A 10855-nucleotide genomic window follows, 5' to 3' on the forward strand; every position below is an offset into this window, starting at 1 on the left:
CTCTATATGTCGCACATCTATTGATTCATCACTTGCAGCGTATCCACGATAAACCCGACAAGGTCGGTCATTTCTTCAATCATCTCTTCTGTGATCGTTCGCTGAAAATCAACCCGCCATTCATGCACCAGCTCTTGTTGATCGGATGCAATTTTTCTTCGTTCTATGAAACGCCCTTCGCCCCAAAGTCGATCGAGCTCACTCATCATGTGCTCGGTGAAGTGAATCGCCTCGCCTGAATAGACAACTTCAAGCAAAACACCCGGTTCAGCTGAAGGCAGTTGCATCAGCTCACCCGCTAGTTGTTGAATCGTTGACCGAATAATGATCGCGACTTTCCTGTCCGTTTGTTCCACAAGAGAAAAAACGATCGAGGACTCCCGCTCCATACTCGCTAAATCGACCAAATCTTTGCGATCATGGATATGCAGAAGTCCTGCTAAATCGCGATCATACACTTCAGCTTGAACAATAAATTTAATGTTGTCAAAAGCCGTTGGATCAAACATTAAAACAACCCTTTGGCTCTTCCTTGATGATCAACATCCATCGCAATCGCCGCCGGTTTTTTCGGCAGTCCTGGCATCGTCATTACATCTCCTGTTAAAGCGACGATGAAACCAGCGCCAATTTTCGGAACCAGCTCACGAATATGAATGGTAAAGTCTTCTGGTCTTCCGATTTTGGCAGGGTCATCGCTTAAAGAGTATTGTGTTTTCGCCATGCAAACCGGCAAGTGACTCCAGCCATGCTGCTCAAATTCTTTTAACTGCTTCAGCGCCTTCGCAGAAAACTCAACGCCTTTGCCTCCGTATACTTTTTGCACAATCACATGAACTTTTTCTTCTAGTGATTGACTAAGTTCGTATAGCGGCTTAAAACGAGAAGGGGATTGTTTGATCGTTTGAACGACTTTCTCAGCTAAATCAGCGCCGCCTTTGCCTCCCTTTTCCCATACTTCTGTTAAGGAAACCTCGACTCCCTCTTGCTGACACCATTGTTCAAGCAGCTCGATCTCTGCTTTCGCATCGGTCACAAAACGATTGATCGCTACCACAGCTGGTACACCGAAAGTTTGGACAGTTTCAAGATGTTTCTTTAAGTTTTGCAACCCGTTTCTCAATGCCTCGACATTTTCCTGTTTTAACTCTGCTTTTGCTTGCCCGCCGTGCATTTTTAGCGCACGGATCGTCGCCACAATCACAACTGCATCCGGATTGATCTGTGCCATTCTCGCTTTAATATTCAAGAACTTCTCTGCGCCAAGATCGGCGCCAAAGCCCGCTTCTGTCACGACATAATCCGCTAGTTTTCTAGCAGTTTTCGTTGCGATGATGCTGTTGCAACCGTGAGCAATATTGGCAAATGGACCGCCGTGAACAAGCACAGGTGTATGCTCAATCGTTTGCACTAAATTTGGCTTTAACGCATCCTTCAACAATAAAGTCAGGGCACCTTCTACCCCAAGGTCGCCGCAAGTGACAGGCTGTTTCTCATAGTTATAAGCCACAACCATTCTTGAAAGTCGGCTTTTCAAATCCGCTAAACTGTCCGCCAGACAGAGCACCGCCATAATTTCAGAGGCAACGGTAATATCGAAGCCATCTTCACGCGGTACCCCTTGCACCGGTCCTCCAAGTCCAACAATCACTTGGCGAAGAGCGCGGTCATTTAAATCAAGCGCCCGCTTCCATACAATTCGGCGCGGATCGATGTTCAACTCATTGCCTTGATGGATATGATTATCTAAAAAAGCCGCAAGCGCATTATTCGCTGTTGTAATGGCATGAATATCTCCCGTAAAATGCAAATTAATGTCTTCCATTGGGAGCACTTGCGCATAGCCGCCTCCTGTCGCTCCTCCCTTGATTCCCATCGTTGGGCCAAGCGATGGTTCGCGCAAAGCAGCCATAGCTCTCACACCAACTTGATTCAACGCATCCGCTAAGCCAACAGCGACCGTTGATTTTCCTTCCCCAGCAGGTGTCGGATTAATCGCCGTCACAAGAATCACTTTTCCATCTGGCTTGACAGCTAGAGATTCCAGTGTTTTATACGTTAACTTCGCCTTGCTTTTTCCGTAAAGCTCAAGGTCGTCTTCTGTTAAACCGACTTTTGCCGCAATCTCGACAATCGGCTTAACCATTGATTGTTGAGCAATTTCAATGTCGCTCTTCACAGTTGTATGTATACTCATGTCTGTTCCCCCGCTCTTATCAATAAAAAAGTTATTGTTTTTCTAACATAAAGACTGTCATAAAAGTCAACGCTTGCTTTAATTGATTGGGCAGATTCGCCACATGCTCATCGATTATACCTTCTTTATATACATGGTACTCATCCTTTAATTGAAAGCCTTGCTCAAAAGCCAGCTTCGAAAATTCCCAAGGCATCATCGTATTCATGACAACTTTTTTTCCTATCAGGCGCGGATAGCTATTCGTTCTCGGACCAGCCGTGGGACCTAAAATTGCCGCACATATTTTACCTTTCGGAACTAATACTCGCTTCACTTCAGCCAATACATCTTTTGGTGACTCTGTCCATTCCAACGAATTAATCGCCATAATTGCTTGAATAGACTCCTTTTCAAACGGAAGTTGCACAAGATCGGCTTGATAAAAAGTCATCCCTTCTTGATTATACGCTTTGGCCAACTCTACCATTTTATCAGATAAATCCACACCGACGACTTCATACCCCTGTTCATGAAGCTTTAAGCTTCCATATCCATCTCCGCAACCTAAATCAGCAACGAGCGCTGGCGGCTGAACGTGCGCCGCCAAAAAAGCGACGAGATCCTTTCGGCTACCCGTCTCCCACATTTGTTTACTTTTAGCATGCCAATCATTTGCTTTCTCATTCCATTGATCCTTCGCGTTAATTGTCCAATTCATCTTTTCCACCCCATCCCCTCTTTTCTATTCATTGTAAGGGAGGTGACTATTTCGAGCAATAAAAAAAGCCGCTCCTCATGCAGAACGGTTTCTTATTGAAGCCCCATCTTATTCGCCTTTCTTCTGCACCGCTTGAAGTTCGGCTTGACGCATCGGACTTTCATTGAAGTAGTCAATCAAATCAGCAATTCGGTCAATCGAGTTCCAGCTTAAATGATGCTCAATTCCTTCCACGTCTTCATAAATAAACTCTTCCTTTACCCCGATAATGCGTAAAAATTGTTCCAGCAAATCGTGGCGTTCAACGAGACGCTTGCCCATCTTCCGTCCTTTTTCTGTCAAAATTAGTCCTCTATATCTCTCGTAGACTAAATATTCATCACGATCTAGTTTTTGAACCATTTTCGTCACGGATGAAGGGTGAACCGAAAGCGCTTCGGCAATATCAGATACACGGGCATAACCCTTTTTATCTATTAATAGAAATATTTGTTCTATGTAATCTTCCATACTAGGTGTAGGCATAACTGACCTCCTGGTTTTTGCTCATTCTCTAAAGTTTACTATAATTGTTAACGAAGTACAAGACGAAGAAGATGCCGCCTTTATGTAGAAATATCGGGTTATTTGACGAAATAATTTTGACTTTTCGATTCTTTCTGATCTTGACTAATATGTGGGGTTCTTGGTATATTAGAGACATTACGAACAGTACTTTCTGGGCGTAATGAATAATTTGATTTGGGCACATCAAAGATATAATGTGCTTCGAAGTTTAGGAGGATTCATTAATATGCAAAACGGTAAAGTAAAATGGTTCAACAACGAAAAAGGCTTCGGATTCATCGAAGTTGAAGGCGGAGACGATGTATTCGTACACTTCACAGCAATCCAAGGCGATGGCTACAAATCTTTAGAAGAAGGTCAAGAAGTTTCATTCGAAATCGTTGAAGGAAACCGCGGACCTCAAGCTGCTAACGTTAACAAGCTATAATTCCATCGACATGTAATAAAGCCGGCAGCTTTTTGCCGGCTTTTTATGCGTTTGATAACTGTTCTCCGTATTTTCTTAACCGTTCTCCCACTGTACATTTCGTAATGCAAAATTTATGAGCATACGCTTTCCCATACTCTTTTCGGAAAGTAGATTTAATTAAACATCCTTCACAATACGTTTGCAACACTTCCTCTACTTCTGCAAAAAGCTGTTTTCGGTCCAACTTCATCACATCCTTTTGTCCGTTGCTTTTCTTCATTTATTCCTCTACTAGCGCATGGCTGTCCACAAATACTTGTTGCAGTGCTTGATTCGCTAATTTATCAGCTTCTTTATTTTGCTTGCGATCAATCGGTTCGTAAAGAGGTTCAATGCCTAAAGCATGGATCTTCTGTTCAATTCGGTCGAGCCAATGGTTAAAGCTCTCCTCAAAACATGGCCATTCTCCTGACAGTTGCTTTAAAACAACTTGCGAGTCCCCACGAATAATAACAGGCACATGATGTACACCTAGTTCCTCTAAGGCAACGGCGGCTCGAAATAAAGCGGCATATTCTGCTTCGTTGTTAGAATCAAGCTGCATTAAGCGATCATTCCTTCTCAGACGCCACTCTTGGCCATTTTTCTTATAATAAATCACGATACCGATACTAGCCACTCGACTGCGGCGGTCATATCCCCCGTCAAAATACACTTTGACTTCTCCTGGCTCTTCCTCTAACTGCTGGTCTAATTTTTTAAACTCTTTCACTGTCCATTCATTCCATAATTCATCGACGACGACAACCGACTTCATTCGTCCTCCTTTCTGTAAATCTTCAATAATCGGCAACACCTGTTCCTTCATGAGCCACTCAGATTCAAACTCAGCCTTTCTCCCTTTATATTCGTATTGCCACTTAATTTTCATTTTCATGGAAATCCCTTCTTTCTCTTGACCAATTGAGTCGTTTTTGTATAATGTACGTTGGGCAAATTCATCTGATGACTTGCCTGATCACTTAGGAGGATTTTTTTATGTTTAACGAATGGTTTGGCTTTGTGTTTGTCCTTATTAACTTTACTATATTTTTAGCGATGTATCGACTATTTGGCCGCACAGGATTGTTTGTGTGGGTCGGGATTTCCACCATTTTGGCGAACTTGCAAGTCGTCAAAACGATTGAAATATTCGGACTCACCGCAACACTAGGCAACACGATGTACGGAACGGCTTTTTTAGCGACTGATCTTTTAAACGAAAGATACGGAAAGCAAGAAGCAAAAAAAGCGGTGTGGCTCGGGTTTTTCACTTTATTATTAATGACAGTGCTGATGCAGTTAGTGCTCATGTTTGAACCGGCGCCAGCGGATATAGCTCAACAGCCGATGGAAGAGCTGTTCGGCCTATTGCCTCGGATTGCGGCTGGAAGCCTAGCCGCTTACATGGTGAGCCAATTTGCCGATGTGTATATCTTCTCCTTTTTACAGAAAAAATTTCCGAAAGACTCGCAATTTTGGATTCGAAATAACGGAAGCACCATGATCAGTCAATTATTGGATACACTCGTCTTTACAAGCATTGCGTTTCTTGGCGAATTCCCACTCGACGTCTGGTGGCAAATCTTCATCTCCACCTATGCGCTCAAATGGATCGTTGCTGTCATCGATACACCTTTCGGCTATATTGCCAAACGATTTCCGAAATAATAAAAAAACGGCTTTTCCTTACAAATGTTAAGGCAGGCCGTTTTTTTCATTCCCCATTTTTTGATGAGACCAATCATTAGCGGGATCATCGAACCAGTTGAAAATAAATAGCCACCTTCATAATCTATATATTCGTGACGAAACATGAATATAGAAATAGTAAATATATGACCAACTAGATACAGTACACTTGTTGTCAATGCACATAAACTAAAGGCCACTACAACCCTATTCCATTTCATCCGTTCACCTCCCCACTAAATAGTAACAGACTTTTACAGATTAGTTATTGATAATTATTTTATTTTTCAGTAAAATTTACTTCTATGGAAGGAAGGAGGAAAGGGTTTGGTAGAGTTATATACAGATGGAGCTAGCACGGGAGACCCGGGATGGGCGGGTGCTGGTATTTTTATCAAACGCAATGGACAAGTGGAACAACATAAAATTCCGCTCGGCTTATGTGACACGCATGAAGCAGAGTTTTTAGCGGTGTTAAAGGCCCTTGAACTTGTTCAAGCGCATCAATCGGAATTGATCTCACTTCGCAGCGACTCGCAAACCGTTGTTCACGCGATCGAGAAGGAATACATACATAAAGAAAAATATAAGCCGTTATTAAAGCAAATTTTAGAGCTAGCTAAAGATTATCCACTGTTTTTTGTTAAATGGATTCCTCGAAAAGAAAATCGAGCGGATGGCTTAGCTCGTGAAGCGATTCGAATGAATGATCGGGGGGAAAAACAATGAAGTGGCTCGCTGATGCTTCCTTATTACTAGTCGCACTCATTTGGGGAGTCACGTTTGTGATTGTGCAAAATGCCATCGAATTTTTGCCTCCCCTGTTGTTTAATAGCATTCGCTTTTTTCTTGCTTTTTTAATTTTATTAACGGTTCTGCTCTTCCGTAAAGAACTGCGGGAATTGAATGCTGTCACATGGAGAAACGGACTGGTTCTCGGTCTTTGTTTATCGATTGGCTACGCCTTTCAAACGATCGGTTTATTATATACAACCGTCTCTAAAACCGGCTTTATTACCGGCCTTAGCGTCGTACTCGTGCCAATTTTATCACTATTTATTTTAAAAAAGCGGCCGACACCTGTGGCCATTATTGGATCGTTCACGGCAGCAACCGGCTTGTATCTACTGACAGCCGGCGGTGAAGGCGGCTGGAATATCGGGGATTTCTTTGTACTGATTGGAGCGTTTGGCTTTGCCTTTCACATTATTTTTACTGATGCGTTTACCCGCCATTCCTCTGCAGTAGCCTTAACGAGCGTACAAATTTTAACCGTTTCTGTTGTTTGCAGTGTAGGCGGCTTCATCATGGAGGATTGGCAAACAACGTTAACAGCGGCTAACTTGCTGCAGACACATGTATGGAGCGCCCTGCTGATTACAGCCTTTGCGGCGACAGCACTGGCATTTTTCCTCCAAACATCTGCCCAAAAATTCACCACACCTACACGAGTCGCTTTACTATTAGCTATGGAACCCGTCTTTGCGGCTATTACCGCTTTCTTTTGGATTAATGAACGCTTAGCCGCCGCTGGTTTAACAGGCTGTCTGCTTATTTTCTCCGGAATGATCTTAGCCGAATTGCCTGTCCATAAATTTTTGCCAGGTCACGCGGTACAGAAGGAAAAATGATTTTTTGGGAAGACAGCTGCATGTTGAGATTACCGCTTGTGCGATATTTGCTGTTTGGCTGCGTGCTTTTGCTGTTGTTATTTGAGGGTTATTTTACTGTAGGAACATTCTTTATAATATCGACATCTTTTGCAGTGATCGAAAAATTGTTAGATAAAAAAGATTATGATAAAAAGACCGGAAAGAAAGCGATTGATTACGGATGGGTGTTGATCCTGGCTTTGACGTTTTTGACGATTTATAGAATTGGGCTTACATCCCCTAACCCTTTAGGGTAGGGGATGTAAGCCTGATTTTAGCTTTGTTCTTTAATGTATTTTTGTATAGTCACCCATGATTTTCTAGTACTCACTCTCTGCATCTTAGAAAACTCGGGAATCGGTTTTAAATTCACCTTTTTTCCTTCTATGTCCATTAAAATAGCATAGCCACTGCTTGGATCTACGTCAAGATATTGGGCACACTCCGGTTAAGTTTTTTGTTCTGTGCAACTTCCATTCATGGAGCGTGGAGTAAAAAACTTGTGGAAATTACGCCCGAAAAATGTGGGAAGTGACAACTGGATCATCCCCAGATTTCACACGGTTGTACGACATGTATTCTCATAGGCGTCTGGTGTTAATCATCCAATAGTTCCATTAATTATTTTACAATTATACCATCCCTTTATGTACTTAAATAACGCCACTCTTGCCATTTCAAAACAGTCATATCGAATTCTGTACACTGCTTCTTTCTTGAGCGTTGCGTGAAACGATTCGATACATGCATTGTCGTCAAGACAACCTTTGCGACTGAATGAAGGAATCATCCCATGTGTTTTCATTTGTTTTAGGAAGTCCTCACTTGTATATTGCGTGCCTAGATCGACTGTCACTTTTCGAAGGAATTTTTACCAACGACTTTTTTAATGTAAAGGCCAAGTACCTACGCCAAATAGCACCAACCATCTGTATAGTGATGGATAGGCTACACTAAGTTAGACAACTCTTATAAGGGGTTGTACACTAAAAGGGCTAACCTTAGGAGCGGGTCAAAATGAGAAGAGAACGTCGAACATTTACAGCCGAATTTAAACTACAAATGGTGAAGCTCTATGAAAACGGCAAATCGCGAGCTGATATTGCGAGAGAATATGAGATTACGCCATCTTCATTAGATCGTTGGATTAAAAATCATCAGGAAACAGGGTCTTTCAAGGCAGAAGACAATCGTACGACAGAAGAAACAGAATTGCTTGAACGACGTAAAGAAGTGCAACGCCTGCGAATGGAAAATGATAGTTTAAAGCAAGCCGCGCTGATCATGGGACGAAAATAGATGTCATTCGTAACAACGCTCACAAATATTCGGTATCAGCCATGTGTGCCGTCCTACAATTCCAAGAAGCACCTATTACTATCACCTTTACAAGCGTGAAGATGACGAAAAACAAGCGAAGGAAGCCAACTTACAGGAGCGGATTTATACGATTTTTAAGCAAAGCCGCAATAACTATGGGACACGTAAAATTAAGAAAGAATTAGAGAAACAAGACATGATGGTTTCTAGACGACGTATAGGGGGAATCATGAAGGATTTGGGTTTTGTCTCGAATGACACGGTTGCTTATGACAGACCACAAAAGAAACAAAGTAACGAGGCGACAATCGCCAACGTATTAAATCGTGAATTCCAACCAGAGAAGGAATGATCGGTATTAGTTAGTGGTTTAACATACATGTGCTTGTTTGTCGATCTTTTTAATCGTGAATTAGTCGGTGCAAGTGTGCGGGTCCCAGTAAAGACGCAGCGCTTGTCTACCAAGCATTAAGTCGTATTAAAGGCAACTTGACAAACGTACAATTATTCCACACAGACCGTGGCTCAGCATTCGATAATCAACTAATGGCAGAAGCGACATACAAGAGCTTTAAAATCGAATTTGTGTTCCAACGTACTTTCCATTCCCTTGAACAACTAGATTTTGAACTGTGGGAGTATGTGAACGGGTTTAATCACATTCGGATTCATCGAACACTAGGATATCTGACACCGATTGGATTTCAGCAGCAGTCCTGATAAAAATTGTTCAGGTTAGTGTTGACATTCCAGTAGTGATATCTTTTGTAATTGACTAAATGTTTAACATGATTTATTTTAATGAGATGATTTTGTCATCCAAATTAATTTCTCTTGCTTCAATTAATAATACAGAGTCCCATATTTCCAATATGATATTAGCATTGGAGGGAAACTCTCTACTCCATTCCGTTTCTTCTGGTAGATGAATTTGCATACTAGCAGACCCCTCATCTTGGTAATGAATACTGGTCAATTCTAAGTAATCCACTTTATCTCGATCGTAAAAATTAAAACGAAACGGCAACTTATCTTTAACATAGTAAAATGCTGAAACGTCAATAAATCTTAATTCACAAAGTTGGACAACATTATTTTTAATCATTTCAAGCTTAAATGTCACGGTATCATTTTGTAAATCAATATGGCTAGCAGTAATAACTGCACCCCAGAGAGCGTTCAATTGATTCTGTATGTCCGTTAGTTTCATTTGACAACCTCTTTTCCGTAGTTAATGCTTTTTCTTAAGGGTTCTGTTTATTTCTCTATAAGACTTTCTTGAAAGATTCATATGGACCTTAGCAGGATCGTTAGTTCTGTTTCCATGTCTGTCAAAAGCATCATACCTCGTATGACTTATTTTATAATATGGTTTAGACCGACCACCAGAACCTTTATTCATTAATCTTACCATATAATTGTGTTTTTTACCGTCAGAAATTGTAACTGTCCATCCATTCCCTTTAGCTCTTCCAAAAGTTCCGTTGTGTTTCTTAGAGACTTTTTTTGCTAATCGATAAGTTTTCGAAAACTTTCCAGCTTTATAGGCTTTATATGCTACCTTTCCACCTTTGTAAGCAGCACCTCCAATTAAAGCTGCTCTCCCAGCAACCGCCGCAGCTTTCCATTCACCTTTTTTATAGGCTTTATAGCCAGAATAAACTGCAAATCCAGCGTTAATAACTGCCCATGCATAGTTCCCATCCGGGTCAGTCATCATAACCGGATTATTATTTGCATAAGCGTAGCCGTTCTGCGTTTTTGGATCGTCCGTGTCTCCACCTTCAGGAAATACACCTTCTGTTGGTTGATAATAGCGCGCAATCAGATAGTATAAATCAGTCTCAATATCATAACGATAGCCTTTGTAGCGGATTGGGGTTTCCCCTGCCATTGAACCACTTTCGGAAAGAATGTTTCCCCACGCATCGTAGAAGTAAGAAGCAACGACTGTACCTGATACATTCGTCAGACCCGTAATTTCTTTCAACCCGTTATACGTATAATAATAATTTTGTTCACCTTTAGTCATCATTACAGGCATACCGTCTGGATCATAGACGTATTCGGCTGTAATTGTACCATTCTCATCTGTTTCAAATAGGACGTTGATTCCTTGATCGTAGTGATAGTAGGTAGTCTTTTCATACACTTTCTTACTAGTCTTACGCCCTTCGTCATCGTATGTGAAGGAGGCGATGGTTGTTCCGGCATTGGTTTTGATGGAGGTTATCTGATCGAATTTATTATACACGTATGTGTACTTATTATCTTTTGTC

Annotated in this window: 15 protein-coding genes and 1 pseudogene; 6 read left to right on the forward strand and 10 right to left on the reverse strand. The window is 41.6% G+C overall.

Translation table 11 applies throughout. The annotated features are described in order from the left end of the window. Positions 1 to 17: 17 nt before the first annotated feature. The 4 genes from IRB43_RS12490 to mntR form a co-directional block, all read right to left on the reverse strand. Positions 18 to 509, reverse strand: a complete 492-nt coding sequence (locus IRB43_RS12490; RefSeq protein WP_203363813.1) for a hypothetical protein — start codon at positions 507 to 509, stop codon at positions 18 to 20. Next, positions 509 to 2197: a formate--tetrahydrofolate ligase gene (locus IRB43_RS12495; RefSeq protein WP_203363814.1), complete on the reverse strand. Its 1689-nt coding sequence runs from the start codon at positions 2195 to 2197 to the stop codon at positions 509 to 511. Before IRB43_RS12495 ends, IRB43_RS12490 begins: the two co-directional genes overlap by 1 nt. Positions 2198 to 2228: 31 nt before the next feature. After that, complete coding sequence (locus tag IRB43_RS12500; RefSeq protein WP_238941991.1) at positions 2229 to 2897, reverse strand: class I SAM-dependent methyltransferase; 669 nt, start codon at positions 2895 to 2897, stop codon at positions 2229 to 2231. A gap of 108 nt (positions 2898 to 3005) precedes the next feature. Further along, positions 3006 to 3422, reverse strand: coding sequence for a transcriptional regulator MntR (gene mntR, locus IRB43_RS12505; RefSeq protein WP_203363816.1), 417 nt, complete (start codon positions 3420 to 3422; stop codon positions 3006 to 3008). A gap of 268 nt (positions 3423 to 3690) precedes the next feature. Between mntR and cspD the strand changes: the two genes are divergently transcribed. Continuing rightward, a complete protein-coding gene (gene cspD, locus IRB43_RS12510; RefSeq protein WP_203363817.1) occupies positions 3691 to 3891 on the forward strand; it encodes a cold-shock protein CspD in 201 nt (66 codons plus the stop codon). A gap of 43 nt (positions 3892 to 3934) precedes the next feature. Here cspD and IRB43_RS12515 read toward each other — a convergent pair whose 3' ends face one another. Then, positions 3935 to 4117, reverse strand: coding sequence for a zinc-finger domain-containing protein (locus IRB43_RS12515; RefSeq protein WP_203363837.1), 183 nt, complete (start codon positions 4115 to 4117; stop codon positions 3935 to 3937). Between the two features lie 36 nt (positions 4118 to 4153). Next, positions 4154 to 4810 (reverse strand): reverse transcriptase-like protein, encoded by a 657-nt coding sequence (locus IRB43_RS12520; RefSeq protein ID WP_203363818.1) that lies wholly within the window; start codon positions 4808 to 4810, stop codon positions 4154 to 4156. Between the two features lie 101 nt (positions 4811 to 4911). Between IRB43_RS12520 and IRB43_RS12525 the strand changes: the two genes are divergently transcribed. Then, positions 4912 to 5583 (forward strand): queuosine precursor transporter, encoded by a 672-nt coding sequence (locus tag IRB43_RS12525; RefSeq protein ID WP_203363819.1) that lies wholly within the window; start codon positions 4912 to 4914, stop codon positions 5581 to 5583. Here IRB43_RS12525 and IRB43_RS12530 read toward each other — a convergent pair. Then, the gene (locus IRB43_RS12530; RefSeq protein WP_203363820.1) at positions 5556 to 5825 is read right to left on the reverse strand and encodes a hypothetical protein; all 270 of its coding nucleotides are present in this window, start codon (positions 5823 to 5825) and stop codon (positions 5556 to 5558) included. The genes IRB43_RS12525 and IRB43_RS12530 overlap by 28 nt on opposite strands. 106 nt (positions 5826 to 5931) lie before the next feature. On the opposite strand from IRB43_RS12530, the gene IRB43_RS12535 reads away from it, so the two are divergent. From IRB43_RS12535 to IRB43_RS12545, 3 genes are read left to right on the forward strand one after another with little or no spacing between them, the layout of a single operon-like run. After that, positions 5932 to 6333, forward strand: coding sequence for a ribonuclease HI family protein (locus tag IRB43_RS12535; RefSeq protein ID WP_203363821.1), 402 nt, complete (start codon positions 5932 to 5934; stop codon positions 6331 to 6333). Continuing rightward, positions 6330 to 7235, forward strand: coding sequence for a DMT family transporter (locus IRB43_RS12540; protein WP_203363822.1), 906 nt, complete (start codon positions 6330 to 6332; stop codon positions 7233 to 7235). Before IRB43_RS12535 ends, IRB43_RS12540 begins: the two co-directional genes overlap by 4 nt. 20 nt (positions 7236 to 7255) lie before the next feature. Further along, positions 7256 to 7513 (forward strand): hypothetical protein, encoded by a 258-nt coding sequence (locus IRB43_RS12545; RefSeq protein ID WP_203363823.1) that lies wholly within the window; start codon positions 7256 to 7258, stop codon positions 7511 to 7513. 344 nt (positions 7514 to 7857) lie between these two features. Here IRB43_RS12545 and IRB43_RS18270 read toward each other — a convergent pair whose 3' ends face one another. Continuing rightward, positions 7858 to 8061 carry an IS3 family transposase gene (locus tag IRB43_RS18270; protein WP_481748147.1) on the reverse strand — a complete coding sequence of 68 codons (204 nt, stop codon included), beginning with the start codon at positions 8059 to 8061 and terminating at the stop codon, positions 7858 to 7860. A gap of 212 nt (positions 8062 to 8273) precedes the next feature. On the opposite strand from IRB43_RS18270, the pseudogene IRB43_RS12555 reads away from it, so the two are divergent. Next, positions 8274 to 9296 (forward strand): annotated as a pseudogene (locus IRB43_RS12555) (IS3 family transposase). Between the two features lie 73 nt (positions 9297 to 9369). Here the strand turns inward: IRB43_RS12555 and IRB43_RS12560 are convergent. Then, positions 9370 to 9786, reverse strand: a complete 417-nt coding sequence (locus IRB43_RS12560) for a YxiG family protein (protein WP_203363825.1) — start codon at positions 9784 to 9786, stop codon at positions 9370 to 9372. A gap of 21 nt (positions 9787 to 9807) precedes the next feature. Beyond that, on the reverse strand, positions 9808 to 10855 hold a 1048-nt coding region (locus IRB43_RS12565; RefSeq protein ID WP_203363826.1), incomplete at its 5' end, for an RHS repeat domain-containing protein.

Origin of the sequence: Bacillus sp. REN10 (genome assembly GCF_016820555.1) — a bacterium.
Taxonomy (GTDB): Bacteria; Bacillota; Bacilli; order Bacillales; family Domibacillaceae; genus Bacillus_CE.